This window comes from Arthrobacter oryzae (assembly GCF_030812315.1).
Classification (GTDB): Bacteria; Actinomycetota; Actinomycetes; order Actinomycetales; family Micrococcaceae; genus Arthrobacter; species Arthrobacter oryzae_B.
On the sequence record NZ_JAUSSM010000001.1, the window covers coordinates 464876 to 481317 of the forward strand.

19 protein-coding genes and 1 other RNA gene are annotated in these 16442 nt (G+C 63.6%); 13 read left to right on the forward strand and 7 right to left on the reverse strand.

Annotated features, from left to right (window positions below):
- Window positions 1-39 precede the first annotated feature (39 nt).
- Window positions 40-2520: a lysozyme gene (locus J2S97_RS02155; protein ID WP_307046120.1), complete on the reverse strand. Its 2481-nt coding sequence runs from the start codon at window positions 2518-2520 to the stop codon at window positions 40-42.
- A 295-nt stretch (window positions 2521-2815) separates the two neighbouring features.
- Here J2S97_RS02155 and J2S97_RS02160 point away from each other — a divergent pair, with 295 nt between their 5' ends.
- The 13 genes from J2S97_RS02160 to ssrA all read left to right on the forward strand — a co-directional run bounded on the left by J2S97_RS02160 (window position 2816) and on the right by ssrA (window position 13230).
- Window positions 2816-4039: a CpaF family protein gene (locus J2S97_RS02160; protein ID WP_307046122.1), complete on the forward strand. Its 1224-nt coding sequence runs from the start codon at window positions 2816-2818 to the stop codon at window positions 4037-4039.
- Window positions 4039-4893, forward strand: coding sequence for a type II secretion system F family protein (locus J2S97_RS02165; RefSeq protein ID WP_307046124.1), 855 nt, complete (start codon window positions 4039-4041; stop codon window positions 4891-4893). Before J2S97_RS02160 ends, J2S97_RS02165 begins: the two co-directional genes overlap by 1 nt.
- Window positions 4890-5831, forward strand: a complete 942-nt coding sequence (locus J2S97_RS02170; RefSeq protein WP_307046126.1) for a type II secretion system F family protein — start codon at window positions 4890-4892, stop codon at window positions 5829-5831. The genes J2S97_RS02165 and J2S97_RS02170 overlap by 4 nt, the downstream gene beginning before the upstream one ends.
- 125 nt (window positions 5832-5956) lie before the next feature.
- The gene (locus tag J2S97_RS02175) at window positions 5957-6148 is read left to right on the forward strand and encodes a hypothetical protein (protein WP_307046546.1); all 192 of its coding nucleotides are present in this window, start codon (window positions 5957-5959) and stop codon (window positions 6146-6148) included.
- A gap of 135 nt (window positions 6149-6283) precedes the next feature.
- Window positions 6284-6595, forward strand: coding sequence for a TadE/TadG family type IV pilus assembly protein (locus tag J2S97_RS02180; protein ID WP_373460485.1), 312 nt, complete (start codon window positions 6284-6286; stop codon window positions 6593-6595).
- 112 nt (window positions 6596-6707) lie between these two features.
- On the forward strand, window positions 6708-7145 hold the full coding sequence (locus J2S97_RS02185) for a hypothetical protein (protein ID WP_307046130.1): 438 nt from the start codon (window positions 6708-6710) through the stop codon (window positions 7143-7145).
- A gap of 44 nt (window positions 7146-7189) precedes the next feature.
- A complete protein-coding gene (locus J2S97_RS02190; protein ID WP_307046132.1) occupies window positions 7190-7603 on the forward strand; it encodes a pilus assembly protein TadG-related protein in 414 nt (137 codons plus the stop codon).
- A gap of 54 nt (window positions 7604-7657) precedes the next feature.
- Window positions 7658-8773 (forward strand): peptide chain release factor 2, encoded by a 1116-nt coding sequence (prfB, locus tag J2S97_RS02195; protein WP_307046134.1) that lies wholly within the window; start codon window positions 7658-7660, stop codon window positions 8771-8773.
- 188 nt (window positions 8774-8961) lie between these two features.
- Window positions 8962-9759, forward strand: a complete 798-nt coding sequence (gene ftsE, locus J2S97_RS02200) for a cell division ATP-binding protein FtsE (RefSeq protein ID WP_307046137.1) — start codon at window positions 8962-8964, stop codon at window positions 9757-9759.
- Window positions 9756-10670, forward strand: coding sequence for a permease-like cell division protein FtsX (gene ftsX / locus J2S97_RS02205; RefSeq protein ID WP_307046138.1), 915 nt, complete (start codon window positions 9756-9758; stop codon window positions 10668-10670). Before ftsE ends, ftsX begins: the two co-directional genes overlap by 4 nt.
- A 36-nt stretch (window positions 10671-10706) precedes the next feature.
- A complete protein-coding gene (locus tag J2S97_RS02210) occupies window positions 10707-12086 on the forward strand; it encodes a peptidoglycan DD-metalloendopeptidase family protein (protein WP_373460487.1) in 1380 nt (459 codons plus the stop codon).
- Window positions 12087-12210: 124 nt separating this feature from the next.
- On the forward strand, window positions 12211-12681 hold the full coding sequence (smpB, locus tag J2S97_RS02215) for an SsrA-binding protein SmpB (RefSeq protein WP_104172296.1): 471 nt from the start codon (window positions 12211-12213) through the stop codon (window positions 12679-12681).
- 180 nt (window positions 12682-12861) lie between these two features.
- Window positions 12862-13230: a transfer-messenger RNA gene (gene ssrA, locus J2S97_RS02220) on the forward strand.
- Between the two features lie 119 nt (window positions 13231-13349).
- On the opposite strand, the gene J2S97_RS02225 is transcribed toward ssrA, so the two are convergent.
- The 6 genes from J2S97_RS02225 to J2S97_RS02250 all read right to left on the reverse strand — a co-directional run bounded on the left by J2S97_RS02225 (window position 13350) and on the right by J2S97_RS02250 (window position 16422).
- The gene (locus J2S97_RS02225; protein WP_307046143.1) at window positions 13350-13484 is read right to left on the reverse strand and encodes a hypothetical protein; all 135 of its coding nucleotides are present in this window, start codon (window positions 13482-13484) and stop codon (window positions 13350-13352) included.
- Window positions 13485-13630: 146 nt separating this feature from the next.
- A complete protein-coding gene (locus tag J2S97_RS02230) occupies window positions 13631-14002 on the reverse strand; it encodes a hypothetical protein (protein ID WP_307046145.1) in 372 nt (123 codons plus the stop codon).
- Between the two features lie 86 nt (window positions 14003-14088).
- On the reverse strand, window positions 14089-14457 hold the full coding sequence (locus J2S97_RS02235; protein WP_307046147.1) for a fluoride efflux transporter FluC: 369 nt from the start codon (window positions 14455-14457) through the stop codon (window positions 14089-14091).
- On the reverse strand, window positions 14454-14873 hold the full coding sequence (locus tag J2S97_RS02240; RefSeq protein WP_307046149.1) for a fluoride efflux transporter FluC: 420 nt from the start codon (window positions 14871-14873) through the stop codon (window positions 14454-14456). The genes J2S97_RS02235 and J2S97_RS02240 overlap by 4 nt, the downstream gene beginning before the upstream one ends.
- A gap of 30 nt (window positions 14874-14903) precedes the next feature.
- Window positions 14904-15617 (reverse strand): metal-dependent transcriptional regulator, encoded by a 714-nt coding sequence (locus J2S97_RS02245; RefSeq protein ID WP_307046151.1) that lies wholly within the window; start codon window positions 15615-15617, stop codon window positions 14904-14906.
- Window positions 15618-15648: 31 nt separating this feature from the next.
- Window positions 15649-16422 carry a class I SAM-dependent methyltransferase gene (locus J2S97_RS02250; RefSeq protein ID WP_307046152.1) on the reverse strand — a complete coding sequence of 258 codons (774 nt, stop codon included), beginning with the start codon at window positions 16420-16422 and terminating at the stop codon, window positions 15649-15651.
- Window positions 16423-16442 lie beyond the last annotated feature (20 nt).

Consider the following 16442-nt stretch of genomic DNA (forward strand, 5'->3'; position numbering starts at 1 on the left):
GCACGCCAGCCAGGGGGCGGCCACGGTCGACGTCCCGTCTTAGTAAGTGATGTTCTTGCAGCCCAGCAGTGAGTTGCCCGTCGTGAACGGTGAAGCCGCGATGGCGTACGTGCAAATCCGGTACGTACCGCGCTGGCTGACTGCCTTCTTTGCCGTGTAACCGTGGTCGCCGCTGATGCCGAGCGCCTGGTTCACATCAGGCCGCGGCTGGTTGGCCGTTACCGCGAAGTTGGTCACGCTGCCGTCAGGAGCCGTGACATAGGTGTGCACGCTCAGTGATTCGCTTGGGACGTCCTGGTCCACGGTCCAACCGGCGGCGACGACGGAGGTAATGCCGCTGACGGATTCGATCCGCACGGAGTCGAGGTAGCCGACCGGGCTGGCGCTGAAGCCGGCGTCGATGTAGCTGCACCCCAGAAGGGGGTTACCGGGGGAGACCGGGCTGAGGGCTATGGCGTAGGTGCACACCCGGTACTTACCGGGGCCGCTGATCGGGAGATCGGCTTCATAACCGTGGCTGCCCGGCACACCGAGCACCGTGTTGACGTCAGGGCGGGCCTTTGAGGCCGTGAATTCGTGCAATGTGCTGGTGCCGTTGGGCGCCAGGACGTAGGCGTGCACCGGGATCTGCGCGGAGGTGTTTCCGTAGTCGATCGCCCATCCGCGAACACTCAGCGATGCCTGGGAACTTGTCTTCTTGACGCTGACCGAGTCCAGGGTGCCCACGGGCGTCGTTCCCGGCGCGACCTTGATGGTCCGGCAGCCAAGCTCGGAGTGGAGGTACAGGCCGATCGCGTACGCGCAGAGCTTGTAATTGCCGGCCTTGCTGATATCGATGTTGGTTTCGAACCCATGGTTGGAGCCGACGGACAAAACCCGGTCCACATCCGGCCGGGAAGTATTTGCCGGGATCTTGTAGAGCGTGCTGCCGCCGTCGGGGCCGTAGAGATAGGCGTGGACTTCAGAGGTGACAGACGGGCGGCTCATGTCCACGGCCCAGCCCCGTACTTTCAGCGATTCCTTGTCCGGCGACCGCTGTTCCGAAAATTCGTCGAAACTGCCGATAGGCGGTTCGGCACCGTCCACTGTGAGCGACTTGCAGCCGAGTCCGGGGTTGATGAACTTACCGATGGCGAAGACGCAGACGGTGTATTTTCCCGAAACTTTGATCGGAATTTGATTGTCGAATCCGTGATTGTCTCCCAACCCCAGTACCTTGTTGACGTCTGGCCGGTAGGCTGTCGCCGGGAACTCATGCAGGGTCTTCGTCCCGTTTGGCGCCGTTACGTAGGCGTGCACTTCTGTGGTGGCGCCCGGCAATGCCCGGTCCAGGGCCCAGCCCCGTATCTTCAGCGCGGTGGTGGTGCCGGTGCGTTCGATGCTTGCCGTGTCGAACGAGCCCTGCGGCCTTGTGCCCGTGAAGAGCGACAGCGAAGCGTAGTCGCCGTTCCATACATTCGAGTCGCCGGCGAAGGGGCCTGTGCTGCTGTACTGCCACATGCTGTAGGTGCTCCAGCTGGACGTGGGAACGGGACCAGCGTTGTTGGTGGGGGAGCTGGGGTAGGCAGCGATCCAGAGCGGATAGTCACCGAATCCTGAGGGGTTGCCCAGGCACTGGTTCCACCAGTTGGTATTTGTATAGATCATGGGAAGGCGCCCGGTCATGGCCAGCATGGTGTTCCCGAAGTCACGCACCCAGCTGGCCAGCTGCCCCGGTGACATTCCATAGCACGTGTTGCCGAAGTAGAACCCGTTGATGGTCCGGCCCTCGTAGGGATTGAACTCGAAATCCAGTACCGGTGGGAGGGTATAGCCGTCGGGGGACCAGCCGCCGCCGTTCTGCACGAAATAGCGCGCCTGGTCGGCCCCGGAAGACCAGTTGGGGATAGCGAAGTGATAGGCCCCCCTGATCATGCCGACGTTGCGTGAACCGTTGTACTGGGAGCTGTAGGACGGGTTGGTGTAGTAATTGCCTTCGGATGCTTTGACGTAGGCAAACCTGGCGCCCATGTTCCACTGCTGCAGCCAGTCCACGGAGGCCTGGTGTCCGCTGACGTCAAGTCCCTTGACCCCGAAGGTGGGGGACCAGGTGCCCTGGGTCTCCATGGATTGCGTGGTCAGGGACTTCGCCCCCTGCAGCAGTTTGGCGGAGGTTGTCACGCGTGCGGACCGCTGCCCCATCTCGGCCCCGCCGGGGCCGACTGCTGTCGCCATCGCTGCACGGCCGGCGTCGGAGGTCGGGTCCGGAACTGTTGCCGGGTCCGTCGACGGCGCCATTGCCGCCGGTGTCTCCGCTGGAGCCGGTGCGGGAGTCGGCGGCTGCGCTACCACCGGGTCGGGCGAAGGGGAAGTCGAGGGAGAAGCTGTCCCGGTGGGGGCGGCCGGGGTTGCCGTCGGTTCCGGTTCAACCGCGCTGGCCGGAACGGCAAAGCCGGGACCGACCAGCAGGGCGGCAGCCAGGAATAGCGACCCGAACCGGCTGCGTGGGCTTGGACGGTGTGTCTCTGGGTTCCGCTTCATTTTTCGCTCCGGAATAATGACGTGCCCCAAGGACAGGCCACTAGGTCGCATCTCCAGCTGCATTCCGCAGGAATAACCGAACTGTGAGAAGTGTCTGACTTAACGCGCCTACCATAACACCGGTGTGCATTGTGAGACTAGTGATTCTGGTGTTACCAATGTGAATCGGAATTGACGTCAAATGCCGGCTTATCCACAACGGGAAAAATGTGACTTGGCCTACGTGTGTATGCTCCCTTAGCTTTAACGCAGTTGTACTGCCTCAGTCGGGGGCGGCAGTCGTATTGGGGAACTCATGGACGCTGTTCGAATCGTGGAGGATGAAGTCCGCGAGCTGATCCGGCGCCGCGGGCTGGACCCGCTGCGGCAGGCGAGCGAGGTCAGGCGCCTGGTTGAGGCGGCGGTCAGCGACTACGACGAGCGCGCACTGATGGGCCCTCTGCCACCGATTGGCCCGCTCGAGACTGCCCGCAGATATGTTTACGACGCTGTTGCCGGCTTCGGTGCGCTGCAGCCCTTGTTGGATGACCCCGCCATCGAGGAGATCTGGCTCAATGCGCCCAACGAAATCTATGTGGCGCGAAACGGCGAATCTGAGCTCACGTCCTTGAGCCTCTCGGACCAGCAAGTCCGGGACCTGGTGGAACGCATGCTGAAGAGCTCGGGCCGCCGCCTCGATATGTCCTCACCGTTCGTGGACGCGGCCCTCCCCGACGGGTCCCGGCTCCACGTCGTCATTCCCGATGTGACGCGGCGGCACTGGGCAGTTAACGTCCGAAAGTTCGTGGTCAAGGCCAGCCGGCTGGAACACCTGGTGGAGCTCGGCACGCTGACTCCCCAGGCGGCGCGGTTCCTGGGTGCCGCAGTGGCCAGCGGACTGAATATTCTGGTCTCGGGGGCGACGCAGGCCGGTAAAACCACCATGCTCAATTGCCTGGCGGCCAGCATCGGCGCCCGGGAACGGGTCATCACTGTTGAGGAAATCTTCGAACTGCAGTTTCCATTGCGTGACGTTGTGGGTTTGCAATGCCGGCAGCCAAACCTGGAAGGCGAAGGTGAAATCCCGCTGCGAAGGCTGGTCAAGGAAGCCCTCAGGATGCGACCGGACCGCCTCGTGGTGGGCGAAGTCCGTGAGGCCGAAAGCCTCGACATGCTGATCGCCCTTAATTCCGGCCTCCCCGGAATGTGCACCGTTCACGCGAACTCGGCGCACGACGCGATCACCAAGTTGTGCACGCTGCCGCTCCTGGCCGGAGACAACATCTCGAGCGCGTTTGTCGTGCCGACGGTTGCCTCGTGCATTGATCTGGTGATCCACTGCAGCCGGCAGTCCAGCGGGCGTCGTCAGGTGACGGAGATCCTGTCCCTTGGCAGACGCGTTGAAAACGGCATCATCGAATCGTCGATGGTCTTCGAAATGGCCGAAGGGAGGCTCCACCCCAAGCCCAACTCCATGCCCGCCGCTGAGAAGTTTGCCGGGGCAGGATTCGACGTTGCGGCCCTTCTGGAGGTCCGCTGATGGCACCCATGCTGGGCGTGCTGTTCGGTACCGGACTATTCCTCATGTGGTGGTCCGCCTGGGAAACGCCCGAGACGCCAAAACGACGGCCGCGGGCCAGCCGCCTCGAAGACCTGCTGCGTGCGGCCGGGATTGAAAACGTCTCAGCACTGGGCCTGGTATCAACCTGCCTGGGCCTGGCAGCATTCGTCGGACTGATTTTTTTCGCTGTGACCAGGTCCTGGCCCATCTCAGCCTGCTTCGGCCTGTTTGGTGGGTGGCTCCCCATGGCCGTCGTTAGATGGCGGGCCCGCAAACGTACGGCGACGCTGCGTCAGTTATGGCCCGATGTTGTTGACCATCTTCGCTCCGCAATCAGGGCCGGGCTGTCCCTGCCGGAAGCGTTGATCCAACTGGGTGAAAAGGGTCCGGAGGAGCTGCGGCACGTGTTTCGTGACTTCGGTGCCGACTACCGCGCCGGCGGCCAGTTCGATCCGGCACTTAACAGCCTCAAGGAACGGCTCGCAGACCCCGTAGCCGACCGGATTGTCGAAGCACTCAGGCTCACACGTGAGGTGGGCGGTTCAGACTTGGGGCGGCTGCTGGGAACGCTTGGGGAATTCCTCCGGGAGAGCGCCAGAACCAGAAGTGAACTTGAAGCCCGGCAGTCCTGGACGGTAAACGCCGCGAGGCTTGCAGTGGCCGCGCCCTGGATTGTCATGGTACTGCTGGCGACCCGGCCGGAAGCCGTCGCCGCCTACAACACTCCGATGGGGGCGGCCGTGCTCCTGGGCGGGCTGGTTGTGTCCGGCATCTGCTACTCCGTCATGCTGAGGATCGGCGCCCTCCCCGAGGACGAACGGGTGCTCAGGTGACGTCGCCGCACGCCGCGGCGGTGGTCTGCGGCATCATTCTCGGCGCGGGACTCTGGCTTCTGGTAGTGAGGTTGCCGTTCATGCGGCCAATCAGCTTCACGGAACGCATTGAGCCGCAACTGAAGTCGCAGAACCTGGAGTCCAAGCTGCTGTCCGCCGCCAGTGACAACCTCACGCCATTCGGGCCGCTGGAGCGCATTTTGCGTCCAGTTCTGAAGGACGGGCTCTCGTTCCTCAGCCGCTTCAACCTTGGATCGTCAGCATTGAGCCGCAGGCTTGCCCAGGCTGGAATCCGGAAGTCAGCCGTGGACTTCAGGGCCGAACAGCTGCTCTGGGCAGTCACGGGATTCACTGCTGCCACGGGCCTGGTAGTAATTGCCGCGGCATCAGGACGGTTCAATCCGTTCCTTGCAGTCGTCGCGATCTTGGGCAGTGCCCTTGGAGGATTCCTTTTCAGGGACTACTGGCTGGGCGCCCAGATCAGGCGCCGGGAAAAGCGGATGATGGCGGAGTTCCCGAGCCTCGCCGAGCTGATGGCCCTTGCCGTCAGCGCAGGTGAAAGTGCCTCAGGTGCACTTGACCGGGTCTGCCGCAGCTCGCACGGCGAGCTGGCTAAGGAATTTGGGCTGGTGCTTGGTGAAACCCGGGCCGGAAAACCGCTGGTCGAAGCCCTGCAGCGGTTCTCTTCGCGGACCGACCTGGGCCCCTTGGTGCGGTTCGTCGACGGGATCATCGTGGCAGTGGAAAGGGGCACACCCCTTGCAGATGTCCTCCGGGCCCAGGCGCAGGATGTCCGCGACACCGCCAAGCGCGAGTTGATGGAATCGGCCGGAAAGAAGGAAATCGCCATGATGGTGCCGTTGGTCTTTGGCGTCCTTCCGTTGACCGTCATTTTTGCTGTGTTTCCCGGCCTCGCCGCTATCAGCCTCGGACTATGACCGTATCCAGATCGCCCGAACCGCCGGGAACAAAACCCCAGCCGGAACCACAGAATGGAAGCTCAATGAAACACCTCGGAATCCGTGCGTTGGCCCTGATCCACTCATTTGCGATGCTGTTCCGGATGTCGGCGGTCTCCGGCTCGGCAACCGGCGGGAGTATGTCGCGGGGCGGCGACCATCCCGAACGGGGCGATGTGCCGGGCTGGGTGATGATCACCCTTATGTCGGCAGTCCTCGTCGCCGCCTTGTTGGCCCTGGCCGGACCCGCCCTCGAGGGTCTCTTCAATCAGGCCATGGACAAGGTCGGAAACTAGCCCATGCCCGCGCCGGTCGCGGTGGCGGAAGATGCGCGCCGCCGGACGGAAGAGCAGCCGGCTGAGTGCAGTACGTCCTGGCGGGAACGCGGCTCCGCCGTCGTGGACTTTGTTCTGGTCGGCGGCCTGCTCACGATGTTTTTCCTCGCGGTGATCCAGCTGACGCTGGTCCTGCACGTCCGCAACACACTGATCGACGCCGCGGCCTCTGGGGCCAGATACGGCACACTCGCCGACCGGACCGCCGCCGATGCCAGGGACCGCACGGGCGAATTGATCGGAATGGCGCTGAACGCGGATTTCGCCAAGGATGTGACCACCACGGAAGTGACATTCCAGGGAATCCGTGCGCTGGAAGTGACAGTCCGGGCGCCGCTGCCGGTGATCGGCCTGATCGGTCCGCGCGAGGCACTGGAGGTGAAAGGCCATGCCGCAATCCAGCCGTAGGTTGCGAGCCATTCTGACACGCCGTTTGCTGGAAGCTGCGTGCCGCCCTGAGCGCCACGGGGCCGCATGCGGGCACCAATGTACCGGGGACCACGAATCCGAACAGGGCACAATGTCCGGAACCGGGAAAACAAGCCCAAGGGAGCGGGGGAGCGCGGTCGTCGAATTCACGTTCCTCGCCCTGCTCCTCATGGTCCCCCTGGTGTACTTCATCATCACGGTGGGGCAGATCCAGGGCGGCGCCTTCGCCGTTGTCGGTGCGGCGGACCAGGCCGCCAAGGTATACGTCGCCCAGCCGGATGCGGGAAGCGGCCGCGCAGCAGCCGAGCAGGCAGTCATGCTTGCCTTGGCGGACTACGGACATCCGGCGGACAACGCCCGGATGGACGCAAGCTGCCAGCCCTCGGACTGTCTGGCCCCCGGGTCGGCCGTCACCATTACCGTCCACCTCACGGTCCCGCTGCCTTTTGTGCCGTTCAGCGATTCGTTCCGTCTCAACGCAAGCCAACTGGATGCCTCCGCCACCCAGGTTGTGGGGCGATTCCGATAACGGCGAATATCCCGCACACTGAACCAGACGGGGAGGACGGGCAGATGACGGTCCTCATCATCGGCTATGTACTCCTTGCCCTGCTGGTCACCACCGCAGTCATGGCGGCATCCGCCCTCTACCTTGAACACAAGAAGCTGCAGTCCGCGGCAGACGGGGCATCCGTAGCAGCAGCGGACAGCTACACGCTGGGCCAGGTCGAGACCGAAGGAGGGAGCCCCACTGCGGTCCTCAACGGTGCGCGGGTGCGCAGCGTCGCCGCCGACTACCTCATCCGTCATGACGCCCACGCCAGGTTCCATGGCCTGGCCGTGGCGCCGGCGACGGGGAGCCCGGACGGTTCCACCGCCGTCGTCGTGCTGACCGCGGAGGTCCATCCTCCGATCGTGAACTTCCTTATCCCGGACGGAATCAGGATCGAGGCGACATCCACCGCGCGTTCCCGGCTTGTCCGGTAGCGGGCCGGACCCGGTGCAGGGCGGCTAGGAAGGATAGCGTAGGCTTTAACAACCATGGCTCAAATTGATTTTTCCGCAGAAATCCGCGCTCTGCGCGCCACCTACACCTCCATCGAAAACGTCTCGAATGTTCAGGAGCTGAAGGAAGACATCGCCGAGCTGAGCGAACGCGCCGGCGAGCCGAACCTCTGGGACGATCCGGCGGCCGCGCAGAAGATCACCTCAAGGCTCTCGCACCGCCAGAGCGAACTCGAACGGCTCAACACCCTGGTTTCCCGGATCGACGACCTCGAGGTCCTGGTAGAGCTGGGCCAGGACGAGGACGATGCGGATTCCATGGGCGAGGCCGCCGCGGAGCTTGAGTCCATCCGCAAGTCGCTGAAGGACCTCGAAGTGGTGACGCTTCTGTCCGGTGAGTTCGACGAACGTGAAGCTGTTGTCACCATCCGTTCGGGCGCCGGCGGCGTGGACGCAGCGGACTTCGCCGAGATGCTGCTCCGGATGTACTTGCGCTGGGCTGAACGCCACGGATACCCGACCACCATCATGGACACCTCCTACGCCGAAGAAGCCGGGCTCAAGTCCGCCACCTTCGAGGTCAACGCCCCCTATGCCTACGGCACGCTGAGTGTCGAGGCCGGCACGCACCGCCTGGTCAGGATCAGCCCGTTCGACAACCAGGGCCGCCGTCAGACGTCTTTCGCTGCCGTGGAAGTGATTCCGCTGATCGAGCAGACGGACTCGATCGACATCCCGGACAACGAAATCCGCGTGGACGTCTTCCGTTCATCCGGCCCCGGCGGCCAGTCCGTGAACACCACCGACTCGGCCGTGCGCCTGACGCACATTCCCACCGGGACCGTGGTGTCCATGCAGAACGAAAAATCCCAGCTCCAGAACCGCGCCGCTGCCCTGCGGGTTCTCCAGTCCCGGCTCCTGCTTCTCAAGAAAGAGCAGGAAGACGCGGAAAAGAAGGCCTTCGCCGGGGATGTCAAGGCGTCCTGGGGCGACCAGATGCGCTCCTACGTGCTGAACCCGTACCAGATGGTCAAGGACCTCCGGACCGAGCACGAAGTCGGTAACACCTCGGCGGTGTTCGACGGCGAAATCGACGATTTCATTGACGCCGGCATCCGCTGGCGCACCGACAACCGCAACGCCGCCAACTAGGAGACCACGTTGGCGCGGCTATCTCTCCAGTGGCTGAAAACGGGCGACACGCCCCGGAACTCAAGCTTTTCTGCAGGTGCCCGTGCGTATAGTCGAGGGGCCGGAGCTCTACTTCCCCCAAAAGAAAGCCCGTGCGCCGGCTGCAGTACGGGGCTCCATCAGCCGTGTCTTGCAGGGTACTTAGGGCAATGATCCGTTTCGAAAATGTCACCAAGGTCTACGACCAGACAACCCGGCCAGCGCTGGACTCTGTCAACCTCGAAATTGACCGTGGCGAGTTCGCGTTCCTCGTGGGCGCTTCAGGTTCCGGCAAATCCACCTTCCTCCGCCTTGTGCTCAAGGAAGACCGGGCCACCTCCGGCGCCGTATACGTGGCCGGCCAGAACGTAGCGAATATCTCAAGCTGGCGCGTTCCGCGGCTGCGCCGGGGGATCGGCGTCGTGTTCCAGGACTTCCGGCTCCTGCCGCAGAAGAATGTTTTCGCGAACGTCGCCTTCGCCATGCAGGTTATTGGCAAGAGCCGCAGCATCATCCGGGACACGGTCCCCGAGGTCCTCAAAACGGTGGGCCTGGAGGGCAAGGAACACCGGATGCCGCACGAGCTCTCGGGCGGCGAGCAGCAGCGCGTGGCGATCGCCCGTGCTGTGGTCAACCGTCCGGGGATCCTCCTGGCGGACGAGCCCACCGGAAACCTCGATCCCACCACTTCGATGGGCATCATGGGCGTCCTGGACAAGATTAATCAGAACGGCACCACCGTGGTGATGGCCACGCACGACGACGACATAGTCAACGAGATGCGCAAACGTGTGGTGGAGCTCCGGAATGGCATTGTCATCCGTGACGAGGCCCGCGCCCTGTACACCTCGATGATTCCGGTCGTGGGACAGTCCCGGCGGCTCAAGGACGCCAGCGGACGCCCGGATGAGTCCGCAACTGAACCGGGTGACGGATCCGTCACCTCGTCCACAGGGGAGGCGAAGTGAGGCTCGCATTCATCCTCAGTGAAATCGGCAGCGGACTGAAACGCAACCTGTCCATGGTGGTGTCGGTGATCCTGGTGACCTTCGTGTCGCTGACGTTTGTCGGTGCGGCGGGCATGCTCCAGCTGCAGATCAACCAGATGAAGGGCTACTGGTACGACAAGGTCCAGGTGGCAATCTTCCTTTGCGGTGACGGCTCGACGGCGGCCGGCTGCGCCACCGGCTCGGCAACGCCGGAACAGCAGGACAACCTGCGCACGCTCCTGGAATCGCCCGCCGTTGCCCAGTACATCAACGACTTCCAGTTCGAATCCCAGGACGACGCGTACAAGCACTTCAAAGAGCAGTTCTCCAACTCACCGATCGTTGACTCGGTGACCCCGGACCAGTTGCCGGCCTCGTTCCGGATCAACATGAAGGATCCGGAAAAGTACCAGATCATCAGCGAGACGTTTTCCTCACAGCCCGGCGTTGAGACCGTGATCGACCAGCGCCAGGTCCTGGAACGGCTCTTCTCGGTGATGAACGCCGCCTCGCTGGTGGCCGTCATCATCGCAGGCGTGATGATTGTCTGCGCAATCCTGCTGATCGCCACTACCATCCGGCTGTCCGCATTCAGCAGGCGGCGGGAGACCGGAATCATGAGGCTGGTCGGCGCCTCCAAGACTGTCATCCAGCTGCCGTTCATTCTCGAAGGCGTCATCGCCGCCGTGATCGGAGCGGCCCTGGCCTCGGGAACGCTCTGGGCCGTGGCCCACTTCTTCCTTGGCGAGTACATGTCCAAGCAGTATCCGGACACGGCGTTTATCTCCCCGGCACAGACGCTGATCCTGGCTCCGGCCCTGCTCGCACTGGGCGCAACCTTGGCTGGAATTTCGTCTCTCTTGACCTTACGTAGATATTTGCGGGTCTAGGCTGTGGCTACCAACGAAGGAATGATGATGACAGCTATGGACCGCAAAGCCCGCCGGCTCCGGACCGCGGCACGGGGCAGCCGCGTAATCAGTGCCGCCCTTGCCCTGATCCTGGCCGCGAGCCTGGGCGCCTCCACTCCCGTGGCCTTCGCGGACGAGCTTGAAGACAAACAGGCCGCGCTCGAAGCCGAGGCGGCACGCGTGCAGCAGTCCCTTGAGTTCGTGGACGGCAGGATTGCCAAGGCTGCCGGCGACCTGGTGATCTACCAAGGGCAACTCCCGGCCGCGCAACAGGCGCTGCTCGAGGCGCAGGGCCGGGTTGCGAGTGCAGTCAAGGAAGTCGAGGCCCTCGCCGCACGGGTGGATCTGGCACAGCAGAACAAAGCCACGATCACGAAGCAGCTTGAAACCGACAAGCAGAAGATCGCCGACACCAAGAAACTCATCGGCCAGATTGCCACCCAGGCCTACAAGTCCGGCGGCGTTCCTTCGAACCTCACACTCTTCTTTGGATCCAAGAGCGGCGGAAGCCTCACAGACACCATCGACCTCGCGGACCAGGCCATGCGCAGCCAGAACTCCGCCATGGACAAGCTGTCCCAGCAGAACGCTACGAACGTCAATTCACAAGCCCGCCTGCAGGCTGTTGAAGCGGAGATCAAGGACCTCAAGGCCAAGGCCGACGCCGCCCTGGCCCGGGAGAAGGCGGCACGTGACGAGGCTGCCGCCAAGAAGGAACAGGTGGACAAGCTCATCGCTGACACCACCCGACTCAACAACGAGCTCCAGGCAGCCAAGCCCGGTATCCAGAACCAGCTCTCCAAGGTCCAGGCGGCGCAAAATGCCGTAGCCGCGGAAATCGTAGAGCGCGACCGGAAACTCCGGGAAGCATGGGAGGCTGAACAGCGCCGCATTGCCGAGGCTGCCGCCGCCGCGGCAAGGGCAGCCGGCCAGGCGGCCCAGCCCTACGTGCCGCAGATCGGGCCGCCCTCAGCCTTCGGGCTGCGGCATCCGTTCTCGTCAGACGTCCCCATCACCTCGGGATTCGGCTGGCGTGCGACGCCCCCCGGCACCGTGGACTTCTACGGCTCCGGCGGATACATGCACACCGGAATCGACTTCGGCGCCAGCTGCGGCACTCCTGTCTACGCCCCGGCGGCCGGCACCATCGTCTCGGCGGGCTGGAGCAACGACGGCGGCGGCAACAACGTCAAAATTTCACATGGCGTTGTCCAAGGCAACTCGTTGACCACCATCTACTACCACAACAGCAGCGTGGTGGTCTCGATGGGCCAGCAGGTCAGCCAGGGCCAGCTCATTGCCTATTCAGGAACGACCGGCAACTCGACGGGCTGCCATTCGCACTTCGAGACCTGGCTCAACGGCCAGCCCGTTGATCCAATGATTTTGCTCTGACGGGCCCTGAGTGCCGGGCGGTGACCGGTACAAGCGGCATGCCCCGCGCCTGCCGTAGAATTAACTAGCTTCGAGCCACCGCGGCCGGGGCGTCCATCCAGACCAAGAGCTGAGGAGTTCTACCGTGCCGAAAGAAAGTGGCCGTAAGGTAGTGGCCACCAACCGGAAGGCCCGGCATGACTACCATGTCCTCGACACGTACGAGGCGGGCATCGCCCTGATGGGGACGGAAGTCAAGTCACTCCGCGAGGGCCACGCCTCGATGGTTGACGGGTTCTGCACGTTCTACAACGATGAGCTGTGGATGGAGGGCATCCACATCCCCGAATACAACCAGGGAAGCTGGACCAACCACTCCGCCCGCAGGCGGCGCAAACTGCTGCTCCACCGCGAGGAACTGACCAAGATCTCTCACAAGATCCGTGAATCCGGCTTCACCATCGTCCCCCTCCAGCTGTATTTCCTGGACGGCCGGGCGAAAGTGGAGATCGGCGTCGCCCGCGGCAAGAAGGAATACGACAAGCGCCAGACCCTCCGCGAGCAGCAGGACAAGCGCGAAGCGCTGCGGATCATGCGCGAGCGGAACCGCGGCTGATCCTTCGGCCAGCCCGCGCAACCAGCAGCGGTACGATCCGGCGGCGGCTCAGAACACGCGGGTATGCTGCCGGGAATGATTCCTGGCAGCAGTGCGTTATGATTGGTAGTCCGGGAAGGAACGGCGCGGAACCTGTGAAACGGTTCTGCAAGGGTCCTGACCGGTTTGGTAACAAAATACGGGGATGATCGGTTTCGACGATGTTAGTCGCGACAGGTGAAGCGGGCCGAGGATGCAGAATTATCTCGTAAACGCTGTCTGCAAAACAATAAGTGCCAAACAAACGCGCACTGACTTCGCTCTCGCTGCCTAAGCAGTAAGACAGTCCGTCAGCCCGGGAATGCTATCGTCCCGGATCCTGGCGTCATTAAGATAGCCACTGCTGTTTACCCTCGTCATTGGGGTGAACGGGACTCTTAGATGACTGGGCCCGGATCAGCTACTTGTTTGCAGGATAGCTGGGGCCGAGAAAATCCGCCGCAAACTGCGCCCGGAGAAGCCCTGACAACACGACATCGGACGGGGGTTCAATTCCCCCCATCTCCACCATCGGGACGGCGGCAACGCAGTTCCACCCCGCGCAAAAGGCCGGAAGCGAAAGCTTCCGGCCTTTTGCGTTCTCAGCACCGTTTCCGCATTCGACCCCGGCCAGCCGTGGCCGCGGGGTGTCAGCGCTTCTTGATGTGCGCTACAGGGTCCACGTGGGCGTCCACGTCATGCTTGGACTTTTTTTCGGCCCTTTTTTGCTTGATGGTCTTGTCCGATTTCTTGGTGACCTGCCGGTGCGGCGATTTGTCAGGCATGTCGCCCTCCCTAACGTCGGGGCCCTGAATAGGCCCCGTGCTTGTAAGGTACGCCTGTTTTGTCGTGAATGTAACTGGCACCACCGCCGGCTTCGGGCGCCGCCGGAATCACCCGGCGCAGCGAACCCTGCCCGGGCGCCCCGCTGTCAGGAACCAGGTACTTCAACGTCGACAATGCCTACGAATCGGCTCCCGATTCCCTCGTATTCACTGCGGACCAGGCCCGGCATGACCGGTGGGATGTCGTTCGGGGCGTGGTGGGCGCAGCAGACGTACGTGAACGGCGGCCACCATTTCTTAGGCCGCGCGGCTTCCGAGAAACCGCAGACCGCGCAGGTCAGCTGGACCCAGACGGGGCGCTTGCCGGTCCGGTTGGCTTTGGACTGGACGAGCCAGGCCGGGGGGTTGTCCAGGAGCTCGGACAGCTCAGCGTCCGAGAGCCGGGCTGGGATACCGTGACGGTGTGCCATTTCCAGCGGAATATCAAGGATCTGAGCTGCTTCACGTCGCGTAACCATCGTTTAACGATACGGGATGCCGGACCCCTCCACGTTCACCGGTGGCGGGATGCCAGGCGGGCACCGGCTGGGAATCCATTGGCACGTCAGGCCGCGAGGGCTATGCCTGCCGCTGCCGCGGACAGCCCTGCAATGAGATTGGCGGCGACGTTCAGCGCAGCTGCAGGGTACCGTCCCTCACTGACGAGCCGGATGGTTGCAGTGGTCCAGGAACTGAACGTTGTCAGGCCGCCGGCGAGGCCGGTGGCGATCGCGGCATGCCATTCCTCGCCCAGCCCCAGTCGTCCGCTGATGCCCATGGAAAGGCCGATGATGAGTGATCCGATGACATTCACCAGCAGGGTAGCCCAGGGCCAGTGCCGGCGTGTGCCCGTGCGGTGCGCGAACCAGGTGTCGATGGAGAACCTGAGCAATCCTCCGGCAACGCCAAAAATGCCCACCAGCACGGCTGTCATGAGGCTCCTCCGGTCCGGTCACTCAGGGCCTTGCCGGCTTTCCAGCCCGCGGCGGCCGCGCCGAGTCCCAGGACCAGGGAGAGTCCGAGGTAGATCAGCCACGTCATGTGCTGGCCGGAGCGTGCCTGCTGGTCCACGGAGAAGACCACCGCCGAGAAGGTGGTGAAGGAACCCAGCAGTCCCGGCCCTATCCCGGCCCTTAGCCAGAACGCCGTCGTCGGATTCGCCATCCAGAGCGTGGTGAGGGCCGCAAGGATGAAGCTTCCGCTGACATTGATGGACAGAGTGGTCCAGGGAACTGTTCCGATGGCTTCCGGGAAGAGGAGGCCGAGGCCGTAGCGGAGCTCCGTCCCGACAAGCGCCCCCACGGCCACCGCCGCCCAGGCGCGCCAGCCGGGGCGCGTGGATGTCTTCATACGGGCAGGGCCGATGCGGGCGGCACCTGTTCAGGCGTCCGCAAGCCGGCAGCCGGCATGGCCCGTATCGCTGTGGACCCAGAGCGATGACGAAACCTCATCGGCGAGATCGAATTCGCGGTCTGCGCCCGCCGGGCCGATGCGGACCACGAGGGCTCCGCCGAAGGGTTTCCGGCCGAGCACTTCGATGTCGGCATCAAGGTCGATCTTCTCGGCGGACAGATAGCGCAGGAGATCGGGGTTTTCGTCGCTGATCCTGGTGATCCGGCCCCTGTGGCCCTCGTCGAGCTCGCTCATCCGGTGCGCCCGGGGCATGTGGACAGTGCCGTCAGCGGCGGGGATGGGATCGCCATGCGGGTCGCGGAGGGGGTTGCCAAGCTTGCCGGCCATCCGCTCAATGAAGGTGTCTGACACGGCGTGTTCCAGAAGCTCGGCTTCGTCGTGGACCTCGTCCCAGCTGTAGCCGAGTTCCTGGACGAGGTAGGTCTCAATGAGGCGGTGACGTCTCACCATGGAAAGTGCCAGCCGGATACCGTCGGCCGTGAGTGTGATAGCGCTGTAGGGCTTGTGGTCAACCAGGCCCTGGTCCTTGAGCTTGCGGACCATTTCCGAGACCGAGGAGTTGGCGACACCGAGCCGCTGTGCCAGCTGCGAGGAAGTGATGGGCTTGTCCTGCCACTCCGTAAAGGAGTAGATGACCTTGACGTAGTCCTCGATGGAGGAGGAGGGCGCGCTGGTCTTCACGAGTCCAAGCCTACCGCTTTGCCCGCAGGACTCATGCTTTAAACGCCCGCCAGGTCTGGGTCAGGTAGGGGAGACCGAAGACGTCCCCGCGCGAGTGGGCGAGATGCTCGTGGAGGTACCAGTCCAGGTTCCCCCGGACTTTAGCCCTGGTGCCCTCACCGGCAGCGAGGTAATAGCTGCGGGATTTGGCCAATTCCACAAGATCCTCCGTCGTCACCGGATCTTCCCAGCGTGTCAGGTGGCTCTCAAGCCCGGTGAACTCCGGCCCGATCGCAGGGCGGAAGTCCGGCTTGTGCACATCGCCGGCATGCATGATCCGGGACAGCCGGTGAACCCACGGGACGGACGTATCCAGCTGGTTCCAGATCAGGCCCAGCACGCCGCCGGGCCGGAGGATGCGGGAAAGTTCCGTGCTCGCCAGCTGCGGGTCGCACCAGTGCCACGCCTGGGCAACGCTGACGACGTCGAACGCACCGTCCGCGAGTCCGGTGGCCTCTGCGGTGCCCTCCGTTGCGGGAACTCCCGGCAGGACAAGCCGCAGTTGGGCGAGCATATCCGGCGAGGGGTCCACTGCTGAGACACTGAGTCCGCGCTGCACCAGCAAGGCGGTGAACTTGCCCGTGCCGGCACCGATGTCAGCGGCATCGGCGGCTCCGGCTGTCCTGCTGACGCTTCGGATCAGCCAGTCTGCCGAATCGGCAGGATAGCCCGGCCTGACGCGGTCATAGTGCTCGCCGCCGTCCTGGAAGCTCTGGCCGAGCTCGAACCGGCGTTGGTGGTGCAGTTTGGGGCCTCCCCGTGCCACGTGCAGTCTCCTTCGGGCAG